Source organism: Pirellulales bacterium (assembly GCA_036499395.1).
In the GTDB taxonomy this organism is placed as follows: Bacteria; Planctomycetota; Planctomycetia; order Pirellulales; family JACPPG01; genus JACPPG01.
Genome location: DASYDW010000077.1, coordinates 47834 through 67707 on the forward strand (window position 1 = coordinate 47834; position 19874 = coordinate 67707).

The 19874-nt window shown below is 60.4% G+C and carries 13 protein-coding genes; 4 read left to right on the forward strand and 9 right to left on the reverse strand.

All coding sequences use genetic code 11. The features are described 5' to 3' along the window. Positions 1–89 precede the first annotated feature (89 nt). Positions 90–2336 carry a PAS domain S-box protein gene (locus VGN12_14520; protein HEY4310660.1) on the forward strand — a complete coding sequence of 749 codons (2247 nt, stop codon included), beginning with the start codon at positions 90–92 and terminating at the stop codon, positions 2334–2336. A gap of 61 nt (positions 2337–2397) precedes the next feature. On the opposite strand, the gene VGN12_14525 is transcribed toward VGN12_14520, so the two are convergent. Genes VGN12_14525 through VGN12_14560 form a run of 8 tightly spaced genes read right to left on the reverse strand, consistent with a single transcriptional unit; the run spans position 2398 to position 9771 of the window. Next, a complete protein-coding gene (locus tag VGN12_14525) occupies positions 2398–3471 on the reverse strand; it encodes a DUF1559 domain-containing protein (protein ID HEY4310661.1) in 1074 nt (357 codons plus the stop codon). After that, on the reverse strand, positions 3468–3920 hold the full coding sequence (locus VGN12_14530; GenBank protein HEY4310662.1) for a hypothetical protein: 453 nt from the start codon (positions 3918–3920) through the stop codon (positions 3468–3470). Before VGN12_14530 ends, VGN12_14525 begins: the two co-directional genes overlap by 4 nt. A gap of 4 nt (positions 3921–3924) precedes the next feature. Continuing rightward, positions 3925–4515 (reverse strand): prepilin-type N-terminal cleavage/methylation domain-containing protein, encoded by a 591-nt coding sequence (locus VGN12_14535; protein HEY4310663.1) that lies wholly within the window; start codon positions 4513–4515, stop codon positions 3925–3927. Then, entirely contained in the window at positions 4512–4925 is a 414-nt protein-coding gene (locus VGN12_14540; protein HEY4310664.1) for a hypothetical protein, read from the reverse strand. The genes VGN12_14535 and VGN12_14540 overlap by 4 nt, the downstream gene beginning before the upstream one ends. Beyond that, complete coding sequence (locus VGN12_14545) at positions 4922–6163, reverse strand: type II secretion system F family protein (protein HEY4310665.1); 1242 nt, start codon at positions 6161–6163, stop codon at positions 4922–4924. The genes VGN12_14540 and VGN12_14545 overlap by 4 nt, the downstream gene beginning before the upstream one ends. Positions 6164–6174: 11 nt before the next feature. Next, positions 6175–7395, reverse strand: coding sequence for a type II secretion system F family protein (locus VGN12_14550; GenBank protein ID HEY4310666.1), 1221 nt, complete (start codon positions 7393–7395; stop codon positions 6175–6177). Positions 7396–7437: 42 nt separating this feature from the next. Further along, positions 7438–8511 carry a type II secretion system F family protein gene (locus VGN12_14555; GenBank protein HEY4310667.1) on the reverse strand — a complete coding sequence of 358 codons (1074 nt, stop codon included), beginning with the start codon at positions 8509–8511 and terminating at the stop codon, positions 7438–7440. A 36-nt stretch (positions 8512–8547) separates the two neighbouring features. Next, the gene (locus tag VGN12_14560; GenBank protein ID HEY4310668.1) at positions 8548–9771 is read right to left on the reverse strand and encodes a GspE/PulE family protein; all 1224 of its coding nucleotides are present in this window, start codon (positions 9769–9771) and stop codon (positions 8548–8550) included. Positions 9772–10138: 367 nt separating this feature from the next. On the opposite strand from VGN12_14560, the gene pelA reads away from it, so the two are divergent. Together pelA and VGN12_14570 are read left to right on the forward strand one after the other, a co-directional pair. Continuing rightward, on the forward strand, positions 10139–14077 hold the full coding sequence (gene pelA, locus VGN12_14565) for a pectate lyase (GenBank protein HEY4310669.1): 3939 nt from the start codon (positions 10139–10141) through the stop codon (positions 14075–14077). Between the two features lie 66 nt (positions 14078–14143). Further along, a complete protein-coding gene (locus VGN12_14570) occupies positions 14144–15586 on the forward strand; it encodes an arylsulfatase (protein ID HEY4310670.1) in 1443 nt (480 codons plus the stop codon). An 81-nt stretch (positions 15587–15667) separates the two neighbouring features. Here VGN12_14570 and VGN12_14575 read toward each other — a convergent pair whose 3' ends face one another. Beyond that, on the reverse strand, positions 15668–16921 hold the full coding sequence (locus tag VGN12_14575) for a DegT/DnrJ/EryC1/StrS family aminotransferase (protein HEY4310671.1): 1254 nt from the start codon (positions 16919–16921) through the stop codon (positions 15668–15670). A 328-nt stretch (positions 16922–17249) separates the two neighbouring features. Between VGN12_14575 and VGN12_14580 the strand changes: the two genes are divergently transcribed. Beyond that, the gene (locus VGN12_14580; protein ID HEY4310672.1) at positions 17250–19838 is read left to right on the forward strand and encodes a glycoside hydrolase family 20 zincin-like fold domain-containing protein; all 2589 of its coding nucleotides are present in this window, start codon (positions 17250–17252) and stop codon (positions 19836–19838) included. Positions 19839–19874 lie beyond the last annotated feature (36 nt).

The following is a 19874-nucleotide window of genomic DNA, read 5'->3' on the forward strand; positions in this document are numbered from 1 at the left end:
TGCACGTGCTTCGCTGCCGGTTCTCGGCCATTTATTCCTTCTCATCGTCTTGCATGAATCGTTTCCGGGCTTTCATTCAGGCGTTGCTCGTGGCTTTCGTCGCAACATTATTGACGATGCCTGTGCGGTTCTACGTCTTCGTGAAATGCTTGGACGTACACGCACCGTTTTTTCCCTACCTCATCGCGGTCGTCGCAGCCACCCGGATTGGCGGCATGTCGGCCGGAGTGATCGCAACGGGCCTCAGCTCGGCAATGGTCACCACGATGATTCTCATGCGGGCCGGACTGCAAGGTATGCCTCGAACCTTGCAGATCCGCATGCTGATCTTTGTCGCGATTGGTGTTCTGACCGCATGGCTGATCGATTCCTTCCGCACGGCGTCGCGGCGTGCGGTCCATCGTCAAGAGCAATTGGAATATGAGATCGCCGAACGCCGCAGAGCCGAGACCGCGGAGCGCGAGCACCGGCAACGCCTGGCTGCCGAGATCGATCGCCGCGCGGCGGCGGAATTGGCCGTCACCGAGCGTGAAGAACGCATGCGCATGGCCGTGGAATCGGCGCAGATCGGCACCTGGGATTTCAATCCCATCACCGGCGAACGCAACTGGTCCGACCGTGCCAAAGTCATGTTCGGTTTGCCGGCGGATAGGGACGTCACCAACGTTTCCTACCTCGATCGGATCCATCCCGACGACCGGGAGAGAGCCGAAGAGGCCGTGCAAAAAGCGCTCAATCCAACCGGCACCGGCCGCTACGAAATCGAGTGCCGGCTGCTGCGCCCGGACGGCAACGTGGGGTGGTTCGTCGTAAAAGGTCAGGTATTTTTCACAGGCGAGGGGGCAGCCCGCCGGCCCGCACGGTTCATCGGCACGGTGATGGAAATCACCGAACGCAAGAAGACCGAGCAAGCTTTACGCCGGGCCGAGGAACGGTTTCGCAAGCTGGCCACGTTCGCCCCGGTGGGGATTTTTCATACCGATGAGATCGGCCGCTGTTTGTTTGTTAACGACGCCTGGCGCGCGATCGCTGGAGCGAGCGCCGAAGAAGCTCTGGGAGACGGCTGGGCTCGGTTTCTACATCCCGACGATCAGGAGCGCGTCGTTCGCGAATGGCACGAGGCAGCCCGCAATCGAATCAACCAATCCAATGAGTTTCGCTTCGTTAACCCGCGCACGGGAATTCGCTGGGTGGCAGCGGCGGTGATGGCTTTGACGGACGACGGTGGCGAAGTGAACGGTTATGTCGGCACGATTGTCGACCTGACGGACCGCAAGGCCGTGGAAGACGTTATCCGCGCCGACGAGGCGCGACTGCGTTCGATTCTCGATAACTCACCGGCGGTGATCTCGCTCAAGGACTTGGAGGGCCGTTACGTTCTTGTGAATCGCGCCTGGGAGCAAGTTTACGACGTTACCAACGAACAGATCGTGGGGCGCACCAACTATGACCTGCTGCCAATGACCAGGTCCAGCCACATGTCGCGGGCGATCGCCGATCAGTTCGCCAGAGTCGACCGCCAGGTGATCGAAACGGGAATGCCGACCGAATTCGAAGATCCTCTGCCGGACGGGGAAGACGAAAAAGTGTTCGTCACGGTGAAGTTTCCCATTACGGATGAACATGGCAGAATTACCGGCGTGGGCGGCATAACGACCGATATCACCGAGCGGCGCAAGGCCGTCGACTCGTTGCTGGCTGAGCAGGATTTGTTGCGCAGGACGCTTGAGAGCGTGGACAACGAGCGGCAACTCGTGGTGTACGAAATCCACGACGGACTGATTCAATACATCGCCGGTGCGCTCATGCAGGTGGAGTCCCTGCCGAAGCCGTCCGATCCTCTGGCCGCCGAGTCGCTGTGCGGCGTGACCGACGCCCTACGAAAGGCCGTGGCCGAAGGGCGTCGTCTGATCAATGGCATCCGCACTCCCGTTCTGGACGACCTGGGCGTGGTGGCAGCGCTCGAAACCCTGATTCATGAGGAGGACCGAGCCCACGTACACGTCGAGTTCGTCAGAGACGAAGAACTCGACCGTATGGATCCCAAAATCGAGGAAGCGATTTACCGCATCACGCAAGAGGCGCTGACGAATGTCGGCAAGCACAGCCGCAGCAAAAACGTGCGCGTCGAAATCGGCCGCCGCGGTGACCGGGTGCATCTAGAGATTCGCGATTGGGGCGTCGGCTTCATGCCGACCCATCGCCTCAAGGGAACACACGGCCTGGGGGGCATGACCGAGCGAGCCCGCATCGTCGGCGGTCAATGCGCCATTAAGAGCGCGCTCGGGCAGGGAACGCAGGTCGTAGTCGATTTGCCGTACGTCACCCGCATGTAGCGCCGCTGACTGGCCCCCTGGTGCGAGTCAGTCGAGCGGTACGGAGTTCACCGGCGTCAGATCACCTATCCAGCGCGTTCAGCAATTTGCCGTCGTCACGATGGGCGAGTTGCTGGAGAACGAGCGGGTCGATCGATGTCGACAGCAGGCGCACGTTGCCATCGCCGAACGCGATGTTGGCTTGCAACGGATGAGCACTGCTGAAACCGCCCACGTAGAGAGGATCGACCGTCACGACGACCGGCGTCTGAATGGGCTGTATCACGGCGGGCTGTCCCACCTGGCCGTCGACTGCTTCCGTGGCGTCGGTTTCGGCATCATTGTCCGGCGTGACCTGTTGTGCGGACGCGTTTGGGGCCGCGGGCGCGATTGCAGCTTCGTCAGCCGGCGTCGGTGCGGTCGGATTCGGTGTCGGGGCTTGCGCCGTGACCCTCGCTCCGTTGATCGGCGTGCCGGCATTGCGCAGCGTTGCGCGGGTGCCGCTCATCCAGCCCAGGTCGTCCGCGTCGACGCGCTTCTCAGCCAGAAATATGGTGTGTGCCAGGCCGTCGCGCACGTCCTCGTCGCGCAGGCGGCTATTGAGGAAAAAGATGCCATGATTGTCGACGTCGATCGGCGCTTCCACGTCGTGATGCGATCCGGCGTAGGAGCTGATGCCGAAATTGTTGGCCGCATCAGTGCCTTCCGAGGGACAGCGCAGAACCGCCAGGCTAATCTGCCGCACGGCGGCATTCGCCGGGGCATAGACGCTCTGCTTGTGATCGATGTGCCGGTATATGTTCATCTCGTCCAGATACGGGAGCGATTGCGCAATCCAGTTTTGATGAAATCCTTGCGGTTCGCTGCGAATTGGTCCCTGCGCGTCGAGCGTGCCGGACGGAAGAAAGGCATGAGCGGACTGGTAACTGTGTACCGCCATCAACAGACGGGCCAGGTTGCTCGTGCATTCGGTGCGTCGAGCTGACTCGCGCGAGGCCTGCACCGCCGGCAATCCCATTCCGACCATGACGCCAATAATGGCGATCACCACCAGCAACTCGACCAGCGTAAAGCCTCTCGGGCAACGGCTGCGCCGCGAAGCAGTCGTCCGCGTCACCGATAGCCGTTGCAGAGTATTATCGTGAAAGTGATTCATCGTTGCTCTTCCTTTTGATCGAGGACGAGGGTCGTCTCGAGCGTTTTACGAATTCGGCGGACGGGATCGTTGGGATAGTCGGCCTGCACGTGAATGCTGCGCTGATCAGGATGATCGGCGACAGGCTTGACCGTGATCGTGACCGCGGCCGCATCGATCGAGCTCAATTCATTGGCCGGCACGTCCCAAGTTTCACCCTGGTAGTCGGCCGCACGACTGAGCTGCGCATGGGCGCGATCGACACCTGCCTCGGCCAAGCGAACCACTTGCAGATTCTGCCGCTGGGTGCGCAGCTGCTGCTGTTCGACGATCGCGCTGCGCAACATGCCCAGCACGGCAGCCAGGGCCACGGCCAGGCAGACCATCACCATGATCAGCGTTGCGCCGCCTCGGTTCGTATGTTGCCGATGACTCGTTGCGACGTTCGTGTTTCTGCACGGCGACGACATTGGCTTACTCTTTTCCACGGGGCGATGGCTTGGTCCACTTCCCGACCAGAGCGTCGGTGCGCGTCGTGCGGATCTCGGCCAGTTCCAATTGCTCAAAACCAAGCGGCGCACAAACGAGCATCGAAATCATCGGAGCGTCCTCGGCGCGCGCTTGCCAACGTACGGTGGAACTGGGCTTCAACAAAAATGTGTCGCGACCCGCGATTTCGTCACCGCGCTTTACGACGCGTTCGACTTGGGCCGGGCCGGCCGAATACTCGATCGTGCGACCGTCCTCGAGCGCAAGCACAATCTTGTCCGCGCTTTCGACCTGGGCAAGTTGCTGTAGCGCGTCAACTTGTGCCTGGTGGGCATCGCTGCGAAATGCCTCGGCCAGCCGATAATCGGCAGCCAGGTTCTGGGCGTGATGACGTGTCGACCGCTCGACACGCCAGACGCCTTGCAACAACACCGCGGCTCCACCCATGACAGCCGAAGCCATGCTGACTGCGACCACCACTTCCACGAGCGTAAAGCCAGCGGCGCGCTGGCTTGCAAGGCGCCGGCGACTCGCCCGCGATTTCGACGGCTCAACGATGGTGATTCGATGCGTCATGGCTGCTTATGCATGGAGTCTGGATACTTCCAGGTCGTTAGCCGGGTGTCACGTTCCACGCCCGTGGGATTCATCCACGAGACCGTGATCGCGATACGCTTGTGCGAAACGGCCGAGGCTGCTTTCTCAGAACTGTCGATGCTCAATTTGCCCTCCGGTAACAGAGCCTGGGCTTGTGGCGACAGCGAGAGCTTTTCCAGATTTTCGTTGTCCACTTCTTCGTACGGCATCGCCGCGACGCGCTCGGCGACGTTCGCTGCCTCGCCCTGAGCAACGAATTGCCGATCGATTGCCACACGCTGCCGCGCACAGACGGTGAGCAGTTGCGCAGTGCCAACGAACGCTCCGGCCAGCATGCATAGGGCCGTGCAAACCTCGATCAATGTTGTTCCGCGTCGCGCAGCTCTCATTGCATTCTTTCGATCAGTGTCGTCATCGGAGCGAACACCACCAGTGCCGCCATTAATACCACCGCGGAGATGATCAGCAGCACCAGCGGAAAGCCCAGCCCGAACAGGGTGTTCAATCGCGTCGTGAAGCGTCGCACCTGCCGATCGGCCATCTCCTGCAACGCCCAGGGAAGATTGTCGACGCGCTCGGCCGATTTTAGCACCGAGGTCTCGACCGGCCGCAGCATCCCCGCGGCTTGCAAACTATCGCACCAATCGGTCCCTTGGGCGATCATCGCCTGAGCCGCTTGTAGCCGCTTGCGCACGTGACGCTTCGGATAGATGCGGGCCAGCGAATCCAGGGCCGAGGGCAACGAATGTTCGTGTTCGACAACCGTAGACAAAGACCGCAGCACGATCGCTTCGTCCAGTCGTCGTGTCATTTTGCGCATCAACGGCAGATCCCAGCGAACAAAGCCGATGTATCGCCCCACAGCGTACAACAGCGCCAAAATCAAGAGCGGCAGTACAACGATCGTAAATGGCGTGGTGAACATGTAGCACAGATTCACTGCCAAAATCGTCACGCCGGGCAACGGCATCCCGAAGCCGTCGCAAATCTTAATCAACTCGGGCACGATCTTGACCATGAGAAACGTGACCACGCCGGCGGCAATCAGGACGAAGAATGCCAGGTAAATGACCTGTGACGCAGCGCCGCGGGTGGTCGTCTCGATGAATGCCGAGGCACGGGAAGCGCCGGCCAACGCGGTCGCCAGCGAGCCCGTCTCGGAACCAGTCTGTACGGCCACGTCCGCCGCCGGAGGAAGCCGCAGCCGGGCGGTCTTGATCGCCACATCGAGCGACATGCCTTGTTCGAGCGCCGTGGCCAGTCGCGCTGCGCGGCGACCGATGCTTCCACCTCGTTCATCCGCAAAAGCGCGCGCCGCGGCCGGCAGTGGAATTCCCTTTTCCGCGGCCAGCCCCAGCGACCAAAGCAACATCTGCCGCTCACCATCACGATACCGGCTGACAACCATCAACGCGATTACGACCGTTGCCAGCCAGAGTAAAACCCCAAAGGGCCCGCCGATGAGGATCATCATGCCGAAGAGCGCCGCGAAGAAAAACACCCAGCTAAACAGGCGCGCCCCGATCGCCAACAGCCCAAGTAGGCTGCCGCGCGCCAGATACAGCAGGCACGCCAGCAACAGGATGGCGTTCGTAACGATGATGGCTATTGCAGTCGTTTCGGACACGTGCGTCATCCTTACCACGAGCTGAAGCTATTGATCACGGCAATCATCGGCGCCAGCAACGCGTTCATCATGGCCAGTGTGCCCATCCCGATCAGGACAAACACCATCGGGGGCAACGCGCTTTGCAGGAACAACGCACGGATGCGCACCCGGCTTTCGAGCATTTCGCCCGCTACGCGCAAGGCCTCGGGCAGCGAGTCGGCCTGTTCTCCCCAACGGGCAATCGGTACCAGCGATGGCGGCAGATGGCTGGTCGCGGCCAGCGCATCCGTAAAGTTGCGCCCGACGATCGTCAGGCGAGCCATCTGATGGCTTTCGCGTGCGACATTGGCATCCCTGATTCCGCGAGCGGCCAGCCGTAGGGCCTCGGGCGCGGCGACGCCGTTACGCAATAGCAAACTCAAGAGCCGCGTCCAGGTGGCCACGCTGCTCCAGTAGAACATCGGTCCCAGAAACGGAATCTTGGCCAGCAAGCGATAGCGAAGCACCGGCGAACCGGCCCGCAGGATCAACCACACGAGCGGAACGGCGGCCAGGGCCGCAGCCAACACCAGAAACAATCGCTGGCCGGTAAACCAGATCACCGCGTGGCTCGTCCAGGGCAAGCCCGGCATTTGGTCGAACAGGTCGGCCAGCCCTGGCAGGACGAATATCGCCAGTCCGGCAAGCACAACGATGTACGCAGCCAACACCAACAGAGGATAAGAAACGGCGCGGCGAACCGTGCGCCACATTTCGCGCGAGTCCTGCTCGATCTCGAGTGATTCGGTCAGCACCTCGGCCAGTTTGCCAGAACGCAAGCCCGCCTCGATCAAACGGCTGACATGCTGCGGCACAACCTGCGGTTGCGCGGCCAACACGTCGTCGAGGCTACGTCCCAGTTCCACCTGGCTCGCCAGGTCACGCAAAACCTGCGCCAGGTTGGCGTGCGTCGATTCTTCGGCGGCCACGCGCAGCCCTTGCGGTAACGGCAGGCCAGACTTCGCCAGCATCTCCAGATGTTCGGCCAACTGCTCAAGCGCCGCGGCCGAGAGTTGCGTCGTAGTTGCTGTCGGCCGAAGCGCCGTTGCGCCGACCGGTGTGGCAGCCGCGCGCAACACAACTTGCGCGGAGCGCAGTCCCTGAGCCGTCAGTGCAGCCAGGGCTTGATCGATATCCGACGCCTCGATCAGGCCTGCGACCGGCTGCCCCTCGGCGCTGACGGCTTTGTATTGGAATTGTTGCTGATTCATAGGAACTGCCGAAAGAACTTCTTACGCAAGCTAAAGATTCGTTCAGGGCGAACCGGCGATTTCAAACAACAGGTCATACCAGGGCAAGAACAGAGTTAACGCGTAGGCCACGACCGCCGTTCCTCCGACGCAAAGTACGAGGATCAGCGGTAGATAAAGCCGTAGTCGATCATCGAGTGCCGCGGCTCGACGATGATAGCTCGCGGCGATGCGCTTCAAGGCCTCGACCAGTGCCGACTGCGAAGTCCCTTGCACGAGCAGCCAGGCCAGCATCGGCGGAATACCGCCAGCCACGGCCTGCTCGGCATCGACGCTGCGACCACGCTGAATTTCAAAGGCCATCGTGCGGGCTGTCCGGCCCAATGCCGCATCGCCACTGGCGTCGGCGGCCAGAACCATCGATTCACCCAAGGGGACGTCATGGTCGACGAGCATCGCCAACATCTCGGCAAAAGCCGACATCTGTCCATACTTCGCCAACCGCGTCGAAGTGAGCAACTGACGCGCGAGGCCATCGTCCTGCCGCAGCGCACGTCCCGTCCAGTACCAAAGACCCAGCGCTGGCAGTGCAACCAATAGCGGCAACAGTGGTCCCCAAACTAGCGCCGTGCGCCCCCAGCGGACCAGCGTATCGTTCAACGAGTTGGCAGGAACGCGAAAGGCTTCGTAAGCCTGATGAATCGATGGCTGCAAATACCACAGCGAGAGCAGAAACATTACATAAGCAAACGCGGCAACCAGCAAAGGGTAAACGACCGCACTGCGAGCGAAGCGACGCAAGTCGGCCAGGCGCCGCGCCGAGGCGGCAACTCCTTCGAGCGCTGCAGACAAACGACCGCTGCGGATTCCCGCTTCGAGCACGGCGCGATACGCGGCAGGAAATGAGCGAGACGACGTCGACAGAATGTGCAACAATCCTTCGCCGGATTGCATGCGACGCGCAACATTCTCGATCAGAGCATTCGATCCAGAACCGGAAGAGAAATCCTTCGCAGCCTCGATCAGGCCTTGTTCGAGCGGAACGCCGGCGCGCGCGAGCGCCGCCATTTCATCGGCCAGCGCGACTAGCTCGTCGAGCGACACATCGGGCGCAGATAGTACGGAAGCTGTCGACAAGGCGTGCCTCTCCTTCCGGATCTTCCGGCGTTGATTCTATCCGGCTGCCGAATCAATTCCATCAGAAAGTCCGAGAACTCGCCGGATTTCTGCAGGGCTGGTCACCCCGCCCTCGACGGCCTGCGCAGCCCAATGCCAGCGGCTGACCATGCCGGCGCGTGTGGCGATCTGCTCGAGCGCGACCGTGTCGGTCCGGGCCAGGACCGCGGCCGGTACCCCGTCGAGCCCCATCGTCAGCATTTCAGCCAGCAAAGCCCGCCCCTGGTAGCCGGTGCCATGGCATTGGCCGCAACCATTAGGGAGCCAAGCTTTCGACACCGGTAAACCGAGTCGGGCCACCGGGTCTGGGTTCTGCACGGCACAGGTACACAGGCGGCGCACCAGGCGTTGGCAAACGACCGCCAAAATGCCGGATCGCAGGATATAAGGCTCGACTCCCATATCTAACAGGCGGCCTATCGCGCCGGCGGCGCTACCGGCGTGAATTGTTGTAAGCACGAGCTGCCCGGTTAATGAAGCCTGGAGCGCGATCGCGGCCGTCACCGGATCGCGCATCTCGCCCACCATGATGACCTGCGGATCCTGACGCAGCAGCGATTTCAATCCAGTCACCAGGTCCAGGCCGGCCTTGATATTCACTTGCGATTGGGCAACGCCGTCGAGCGCGACCTCGATCGGATCCTCCATCGTGGCAACACTTCGACCACCGGCCGTGCTGCGCACCAGCTCGCGCAGGCAAGCATAGGCGGTCGTGGTCTTGCCGCTGCCGGCCGGCCCGGCGATCAAGAGTGCGCCGGAAGTTTCGTGCAGCAGATTATTGAGCTGTTCGGCAATCGGGCCGGGAAGCCCCAGATCCGCCAGGAATGGGTAATGCGCCGCGGCGGCGAACAGCCGTACCACGGCCTTTTCCCCATGCAACGTCGGGAATGTGCTGACCCGCATTTCGACTTCCGAAACCGGGCCGCGAATGCGCCCTTCCTGCGGAATATCGGTGCGATAGGTCAATAGTTCGGCCAGCACCTTGAGCCTTGTAATGACGTGGGTCGATTTGCCCGGCGGATAGGTCCCCATCCCTTGCAGCACACCGTCGATCCGCAGGCGCACGTCGAGGCCATCGCTGACCGGCGTCAAATGCAGATCGCTCGCCCCCAGATTGCGGCTGGCCGAAAGAAGCGCGTCGACAAACTGCGTGGCATAGGTGTCCGACGCCACGTCGAAGCTTGCCAATGTTCGGCTAACAGCCGTGAACGAGGGATTCACCGTCATGTCCTTGCAGGGGGAACGAACTTATCAAGTGATGCAGTTCATCTACATCAAACGCTGCTAATCGGTGTGATCTTAGCGACCGATCGCGGACTTCTGAATTCTATGACGGAAAGAATCCGCAATATATAGAGGACGATGAACCTCGTTCTCTAGTCCAGAATACGTAGCAAACCTCGCTCGCGCACTTTGCTCATCGTCGTTCGGATTTTCGCCGTCTGCCTCTCCGCACTGCTTTGCGGTCAGCGGGATTCGAGCAATCTGGCAATCGTGGCTTTCGCCTGCCATGATATTTGATCGAGCACAGCGCCGGGCCGGCGCCTCGATTAAAGCTTTGCAAACTAACTTTCGTGAGAATCCTTTGATGGCGAACTGTTTCGCGCGTGGTGCAAATCGCGTTGCACTGTCGGTCGTGATTATTTTTAGCGGCTCGCTCGTTGGGCGGGGGGACGAGATCGCATTCCCCGGCGCGACGTGGGAAGCGAAAGATCCAAGAGAGTTGGGGCTCGATCCAGCGCGATTAGACGCCGTGGCCGCGGCCTTAGGGAGCCGGGGTTGCGCAATCAAGAACGGCTATGTCGTCAAGACTTGGGGTGCCCAGGACCAGCGCAGTGATTGGTTCTCGTCGGCCAAGCCTGTCCTTTCGACTCTGCTGATGTTTGCGCTGCAGGAGGGAAAGATCACTAGCTTCGATCAACCGGTGGCCGATTTCGATTGGGAGCTGTCCCCCAAGGATCGGGCCATGACATTGCGACAACTGGCCAGCATGACCAGCGGTTACGCGCGCCCCGAGGAACCCGGCAAAGCCTGGGCCTACAACGACTACGCCATCCAACTCTATCAGCTGACCGTGTTCGACAAAATCTTCAACGGGCCGGCGGCGGATGTGTTTCATGAAGAGCATCGTTTCGGCGCCCTGGGCTTGCAGGATGGCTTTACGTTCAACAAGAAGCGTCGAATGTCAGCCTCGGTGCGCGATTTCGCTCGCGTGGCGTGGTTCTGGCTCAATCGGGGCAGATGGAACGACGCGCAGGTGCTTCCGCGCGCTTACTTCGATGACAACATGCGGCCGCAAGTTCCGCCGGACCTGCCCGTCAGCCAAGAGGCGAAGACCAACGACTATTTGAATATTGGAAGCTACGGCGGCGAATCGAGCCATTTCTCGAAGTCAGGCCCCGGCATCTACGGCTTCAATTGGTGGTTCAATGACCACGGGCAACAACAGGGACCGGCGCTCACCTGGCCCGACGCTCCCCAAGATACCGTGATGTCGGTTGGGCATCGCGGAAACTGCTCGGTGCTGCTGCCGGGCTTGAACTTTGTCGTCGTGGCCTCGGAAGCCGATTGGGGCCCGCTCGATCCCGGCAAGGCAGATTCGGTCCTGAATAAGAGATTAAAGCTCATCACTGCCGCCGGCACGCCTGTCACGGCCGAGGTGTTCACGCCCAAGGTCGAAGCGACGCACGTGACATGGCAGCCGATGACAATCACGCTCGACGGCCCAACGGCTGCGGCGACGGACAGCGCGCCGAATCCGTTCAAGGACATTCGCCTGCAGGTCGTATTCACCGGCCCCGATAACAAGCGCTACGACGTTCCCGGCTTCTTCGACGGCGATGGCCGTGGTGGGCCGCAAGGAAATGTATGGCGCGTGCGATTCACCCCGGATGCTCCGGGTAAGTGGACGTACCAGGGCGAATTTCGGGGAGGCCCGAACGTGGCGATCGACATTCGGCCTGACGCCGGCCAGCAGCTCGCGCTACCGAATTTGAATGGCACATTCGACGTGGCACCGCGCGATCCAAATGCAGCTGGCTTTTCGAAGTGGGGCCGGCTGCGGTACGCCGACAACTTCTATTTGAAGTTCGCCGATGGACCGTACTGGATTCGCGGCGGCACCGATGAACCCGAGGATCTGTTGGGCTATCAGGATTTCGACAACACGCCGGGCAAACACAAGTACGCGGCCCACGTCGAAGATTGGTGCGCAGGAGATCCAGAGTGGGGCGAAGGCCGCGGGCACGGTTTGGTCGGGGCTCTCAACTACCTGGCCAAACAGCACGTGAACAGCATCTATTTTCTGACCATGAACATCGGCGGCGACGGCAAGGACGTCTGGCCGTGGATCGGGCCGATCAATTCCAAGGGGAGTCCCGACAACGACAACCTGCACTATGACGTCGGCAAGCTCGCACAATGGGAGATTGTGTTCGCACATGCCCAGCGACTGGGAATTTTTCTGCACATCGTGTTCAACGAGGCGGAAGAGGCCAATAAGCGCGAGCTGGACGACGGCGAATTGGGGCTGGAGCGTAAGCTCTATTATCGCGAGATGATCGCCCGCTTCGGCCATCACCTGGCGCTGGAGTGGAATCTCTGCGAGGAATACAACCTGCAGTTCGACTTCGGCCCCGAACGAATTCGTGAATTTGCTGATTACGTACGCGCAATCGATCCCTACGATCATCCGATCACGGTGCATAGCGCCGGCGATCCTGTCGAGAAGCTGCGATTCACGTTTGGCGATCCCCGGTTCAGCCTGACTTCGGTTCAGTTGAATCACCGACCGATCCACGAAGTGACCGAGGCGCTTCGCAGCGAGACCAAACGAGCCGGCCGGCCGCTGCCGATCAGTCTGGATGAATTCACGCTCGATCGGGGGCAGCGTGCGTCGCACATTCCTGTTGACGACGCCGAAGGGCATCGCCGCGAGAAAATCTGGCCCACCTATTTCTCGGGCGGCATGATCGAATTCATTCTCGACGACCTGTTGCGCACCGACAGCTTTAAGACGCCCGAGCGGGAGAAGTTATGGAAGTACCTATGGAACGCGCGTCACTTCATGGAGGAGAATCTGCCGTTTTGGGAAATGGAACCGGCCGACCAGTTGTCTGCCGACGCAGCCACATTTGCTGTTGGTGTTGGCAAGGGAAAAACCGTCCCGCTCGGCCCACAGGTTTTTGGCAAGCGCGGTGCCGTGTATGCCGTTTATCTGCCGACATGCACGGCCACGGGCACGCTCGATTTGACCGACTTGAAGGGAACCGCCACGCAACGCTGGTTCCATCCTGCGCGGGGTGAGTTCGTCGGACCTGTCGCGCAAGTCACGGGGGGCGCGCGGCGGGAGCTGGGTCCGCCTCCCGCTGATCCCGACGCCGACTGGGTCGTGTTGATTGAAGGTACCAAAGCGTCCGAGCCGGCCGAGATCGATGTAAGGGGATTTCGCGATGGTGCGCATCATTGGCGAAAGATTCGCGACAACAGTCGCGTGATTCAGGCCCTCCCCGACCAGCCAACATACGCCCCATCGCAGGTGGCCGAGATCGTTGGCAATATCCTGGTGTTTCAACGTGAGAATGGTGGCTGGCCGAAGGATTACGACTACCTTGCAGTTCTAACGCCGGAACAGATCGCTGCCATTGGCGCGACACGCGATCGGACCGATACGTCGTTCGACAATTACAACATTCACACCCAGGTCGATTACCTGGCACAGGCCTACACGCTGGTGGGTGACGAGAGTTGGCGCGATGCATGTTTACGCGGTTTTGATTTCATGCTGCGCACACAGCTCGCCAACGGCGGCTTTCCGCAGCGTTATCCTGACCCCACCGGGTACGCAGCCCACATTACTTTCAATGATGGCGTGACGATCGGCATTTTGAATGTGCTCAAGGATGCCGCGGATGGCCTGCCTCACTGGTCGTGGCTCGACGCCATTCGCCGCCAAAGCGCGCGTGACGCCGTGGCGCGCGGCACCGCCTGCATTTTGAAATGCCAGATCCAGGCCGATGGCACACGCACAGGCTGGTGCCAGCAACATGACGAGACAACTTTTGCCGCGGCCACTGCCCGCACGTTCGAATTGGCCTCGTGCTGCCCGCAAGAAACCACCGCGATTGTCCGTTTCCTGATACGTATCGAGCAGCCGGACAGCCAGATCGTTCAGGCCGTCGATGCCGCCGTCGAGTGGCTCGATCGCGCGAAGTTGTCGGGTATCCGCGTGCAGCGGGTAGCAGCGCCCGTGGAAGAGTTCGATCGACATAGCGCTGATTTTGACACGGTCGTCGTTTCGGACGAGAGCGCACCTCCGATTTGGGCACGCCACTACGAGATCGGCACCGATCGCCCCGTATTTGCTGGGCGTGACGCGGTCAAACGCTACAACCTGAGCGAGATCGAACGCGAGCGCCGAACCGGCACGCCCTGGTATGGTGAATGGCCACGTCGGTTACTGGCATCGGAATACGGCAGGTGGCACAACAAGCTGCCCGGCCAGCCGACGCCCCCGAAAACTAACTGAGTGCCGGCCAATTTGAGCGTGTGTGCAAGTTGACTTTCGTCCGCCCATCCGCCCACAGACACTTCCATGCTTTCCAACCCCGTCAAAAGCCGGTTCGACAGATACTTGCTGGACAGATTAGCTACCTCGATCATCGTCTGCATCGCGGCAACTTCCTCGCTCATCGGCCATCATCAAGCGCACTCAGCCGAACCTCCGCGTGGTCCGAATATCATATTCATCTTGGCCGATGATCTGGGCTACGGCGACATCGGTTCCTACGGCCAACAGCGCATAAAAACATCGAATCTCGATCGGCTTGCGGCCGCTGGCATGCGGTTCACTGATTGCTACGCCGGCAGCACTGTTTGCGCCCCATCACGCTGTGCCTTGATGACAGGCCTGCATAGCGGCCACGGTCGGATTCGCGGTAACGGTGAGGTTCCGCTTTCCGCCACGGACGTCACGATCGCCAAGATTCTGAAGCAAGCCGGATACGTGACGGGAATTTTCGGCAAGTGGGGGCTAGGCGAAGCTGAGACCACCGGCGTGCCAAATGCGCAAGGGTTCGATGAATGGTTCGGCTATTTAAATCAAAAACACGCCCACAATTACTATCCCGACTTTCTGTGGCATAACCGCGAACGGCAGCCGATCGCCGGCAACGTCGTTGTGAACAACGTCGCCCGCGAACGCGCCGTTTATTCGCAAGATTTGTTCGTGCAACATGCGATCGACTTCCTGGATCGGCATCAGCGAGATCGTTTTTTTCTGTACCTTCCGTTCACCAGCCCTCATGCGAACAACGAGGCGGGACAGCAAGGGATGGAAATCCCCACGGACGAACCTTATTCCCATGAATCATGGCCGGCGGCGCAAAAGAATCATGCCGCCATGATTACGCGGTTGGACCGGGATGTTGGTAGCATCCTCGATCGACTGCACGAACTACAGTTGGACCAGCAGACGATCGTGTTTTTTTCCAGCGACAATGGTCCGCACAAGGAAGGGGGCGCCGATCCGAAATTCTTCGACAGCGCCGGTCCCTTGCGCGGGCACAAGCGTGATCTGTACGAGGGAGGAATCCGCGTTCCCATGATCGTCCGCTGGCCTGGGAACGTCGCGGCCGGCTCAACCAACGACCACGCCTGGGCCTTCTGGGATGTGCTACCGACACTCGCCGAATTAGCAGGTGCTAAACCGGCCGCGGGCATCGACGGTATCTCGGTCGTGCCAACGCTACTCGGCGCCGATGCCGCCGGGCGCGAACAACCCAGGCACGAGTTCTTGTACTGGGAATTCCACGAGCGCGGTTTCAAACAGGCGGTCCGCGCCGGCTCGTGGAAGGCCATCCGTTTCGGCCTAAAGGGGCCCATCGAACTTTACGATCTGGACAAAGATCTCGGCGAAACCACCGACGTGGGCAAGGATCATCCCGGTGTGGTGGCAAAGCTGACGAATATGTTGGACACTGCGCGGACCGAATCGGCCGACTGGCCTGTCCGCGAGAACGATGCCCCGCAGCGCTAATGGACCTGTCATGCTCGGGAAGGATGGCTGAGTAAGCAGCGTAACCGCTCGCAAACGGCCAATAGTCAGGTGTTTGTTCGGCTACCTTGTACTGGCGCTCTGCGCCCAATCGGTCAGCGCGGCGCGACTGGTGGCGATTTTCTCAAAAGCCCAATAGATGTCGTCCATATCCTGGCGAGGACCGAGAAACATGCCTTGCTCAAGCCACAGCGATTGTTCGCGACAAAGCAGATCGCTATTCGGGCACTTCACTCGCTCGTAATCCAGCGTGTCAGCGATACGCGGCAGGTAAGGTCCGAACGCACGATTACGAAACATCGGCTGTTGCGGCAGCGAGTAGCCATAACCGGGTGAGCACGGAATTCCCTCGGCGCGTAATGCTTCGATCACCGTGGCACGCGGCACGCCGAGTTCCTGCTCGACGACGCGCATCATGAACAGGTGGTACGCATGTCGCGTGCAATAGTCAGGGCGTTCCTGCGGGTGCAGGCCGGGTAACGCCGCGATCTTTTCGGCGAGATATTTCCCGTTGCCGTCGCGTGTTTTTGTTTGCTCTTCGAGGCGCTCTAGCTGCGCATTCAACAGGGCGCCTTGCAATTCGCCCAGCCGGTAGTTGCCCGAGATCACGTGGTGCTCGTACCAGACCCCCGTCGGAATTCTTCCACAATTGTGCAGCGACCGGCACTTGGCGGCCAGCTTTTCATCATTCGTGGTGATGATGCCACCTTCGCCGCACGTGAGATTCTTGCTCGATTGAAATGAAAACGAGGCCAAGTCCCCCAGACTGCCCGACGGACGGCCTTTATAAGTTGCCGCGTGGGCGTGTGCCGCGTCCTCAATGACTAGCAGCTTGTGCTTGCGCGCGATCACCATGATGGCGTCCATATCCGCCGGCTGACCGGCAAAATGAACCGGAATGATCGCGCGCGTTCGCGGGGTAATGGCCGCTTCGACCGCCTGAGGATCTAGGTTGAAGGTGCCCAGGTCGACATCGGCGAACACCGGCACCATGTTGGCTTCGATGACCGCCGAAGCTGTCGAGAAAAACGTGTAGGGAGGAATGATAACTTCGGATTCGGCCTCTAGCCCCGCGGCGACCAGGCTCAGGCGTAGCGAAACGGTGCCGTTAACCACGGCGATTGCCTCTCGACAACCGTGCATCGCGGCAAATCGTGTTTCGAACTCCGCGACTTCGTCACCGTCAAGTCGCCCCCATCGACCGCTGCCAAGAGCGCTCAGCAGACGCGCTTTTTCCGGTTCCCCATGAATCGGCCAACTTGTAAAGGGGCGGTCCCGCACGGGACGGCCCCCAAGTAGTGCAAGGTGTTCTGACATGACGCGATCGTTGACTTCGGTCCTGGTTCGATTAGGGCAAAGGGAGCCGCTGGGCGAACAGCTTGCGCCGCGGGAGTCGGTCATCGCCGGGCTGATTAGCTTTCCATAGCGTCGCTGGATATAAGAGACATAACCCGCCGGGCGGGAACATAGAGAATCGCCTCGGACGGTGCGGCACCAGTCCGAGCTTCTGCATCTCGCGGATTCTCTTTGCTCACGCCCCCCCAAAGGCTATCCGAGACCGTTCAGTTCAGCCAGTCCCCGCGCAGACCCTCACTGCCGGGCGGCCGTACCGAGTCGCTTACCGAAACGAATCGCGGAGATTGGGATGATATTTGCGAAGACGTGTCGCTGGTTGCCAGTAACCGTGACGATCATCGGATCGCTGCTCGTCGGGCTCGCGCCGGCCCGCGAACCACAGCGCGAGGATCTGGGCGTCATTCCGACGCCGCAAGAAGTCGTCTGGACCAAGGATTCGCTCCGCGTCGACGAGCAGACCAAGATCGTGCTGCCTGGCACAACGACCGACGGCGCCAAGTTCGCCGCCGAGAATCTGCAGGAACGACTGCGGCAACAAGCCGGTTTGAAATTGCAAATCGTTCAAGACGCGGCAAAGGCCCCGGCCGCCCGGCAGATCGTCCTCGGCAATCCAAAGACCGATCCGCGCGTCGCAAAGCTCATGAAGGCCTATAGCCTGGAGCTGTCCGAAGCGATGGCCAAAGAAGGCTACGTGCTGGGCATCGGCGCCGACGGGATCGTGATTGGTGCCGAGAGCTCGCGCGGTTTGCTTTATGGCACGACAACGCTGCGGCAGATGTTGGTCTACCGCGGATCCGACAAACCATTGCCGGCGGTGCGCGTGCGCGACTGGCCGAAGATGGCCATGCGCGGCGTGCATGATGAGTTCAGCTACGGCCAGGTCTCGACCATGGACAACTTCAAGGACATGATCCGCTTCCTGGCTGAGTTCAAGATGAACACGCTGATCTATTACTTCGAAGATACGTTCCGCTTCCAACGATATCCCAAGATCGGTGATGGACGCGGCGCCCTGACCCGGGCGCAAATCGACGAGTTGGAAGCCTTCGCCCGGCCCCTGGGGGTCGAGATTTTTCCCGTCTTCGAAATGTTGGGAAATCAGGGCGCGCTATTGATGCTCGACGAGGTGCGGCCGTTTGCCGAGTACCCCGGCGCGCACTCGTTTGCCACGAACGACGAGGCATTCAACTTCTTGACCAATTGCTTTAACGAGATCGCTGACGCGTTTGACTCGAAGTACTTCCACGCCGGTCTCGACGAGTCATGGGACCTTGGCTTCGGCAAGAGCGCGGAATCCGTCAAACGGCTAGGGCGTGGGCCGGCCCATGCGGCACACTATCGACGCATCAACGATCTGCTGAAGAGCCGTCACAAAACGATGATCATGTACGGCGACATCATCCTTAAATATCCCGAGATTCTTGACCTGATCCCCAAAGACATCGTGCTGATGGATTGGCAGTATGAACCGGCCGATCACTACCCAACCGTCGATGTGCTGGGCTCGAAGGGATTCCCGATCATCGTGCTCCCCGGCATGAGCAATTGGGACCGGATATTTCCGGACATGTCCAAGGCGATGATCAACATCCGCAACTTCACGCTCGATTGCTACCGGCAGCCCCAACCGCTGGGCTCGATCACTTCGACGTGGGGGGACAACGGTTCCAAGAACCTGCGCGAGCTGCTGTACTACGGTTACGCCTATGGCGGTGAGGTTAGTTGGTCGCCAGACTCGACCGACGTTTCAAGTTTTTCCGACCGGTTCTTCACCCTCAACAACGGGCCGGGCACCGGACCGTATTTCGAGGCGATCTACGCACTACTAGAAAAATGGCCGTGGTGGTTCCCGCTGCTCGACTATTTCCGCCATCCATTCTTGCCCCGCAAGGACGGACGAGCGCACACGACGCAGGAGCTGTATCGCGTCTACGAAGACGCCCGCACGGCGCAGAAGCTGTGCGACATTCTGCAACCGCTCGTCGCGAGGCGCAAGGGGGACGTGGACTATTTGCGCTATTGCGCCCGCATGCACGAGCATTATGTGGCCAGCCAGCGACTGGTCGCAGACTTGAATTCCTTTACAGCCGAGGGCCTATCGCAAGACGACCTTGGCGCCGCGCAGCAGAAGTTTTTGGATCGCATTCACGCCGTCCGTGACGAGGCCACCAGCCTGCGCGACACATTTCAAGAGCTGTGGCTGCGGACGAATCAGCCCGCGAATCTGCACTACGCCATCGACGAATACAATGCGATGGTTCAAGTGTGGGACGACGCGGCGGCACGGGCGGCGACGGGAGTCTTTGCGTACGACCCGCGCCCGGCGGCCGGATGGATTTATCATCCCGATGCTTTTGCCGGCCGGCCCGTCGAGCACGCCTGGTTTCGCAAAGTGCTGAAGCTCGATCCGCACGATGTCGCCGCGGCCGGTATTCAGGTCCACGGCGACACGCATGTCAAAATCTTCGTTAACGGCACGCAAGTCGGCGAGCAGTTCGCGCGCCGCAATCTTTCGGCGCCGGTGAATCCGAAGTTGCTCGCCGTGTACGATATTAAGCCCTACCTGCGACAGGGCGAGAATGTCATTGCGGTCGATGCGCGCGAATACGGCACAAACAATCCGGATCTTGAGCCGGGCGGCCCGGAGCGCAGCGGCGGCTTTCATCTTTATGGCGAGATCCGCGACCGCGACGGCCACGTGCAGCCGATCGTGTCGGACACGAGTTGGAAAGTACGCGACAGCGAAGTGGCAAATTGGAACCAACCCGGCTACGACGATCATGATTGGTCATCAGCCCAAGCGGATCCGAATCCGACGGTTTGGGTGACCTATCCAAACTTTGGCAAAGGACTGCGCGGGTTTAGCGACGTGCGATGAGCCGTCCCGACAGCAACCGCGCTCAGTAATCGGAAT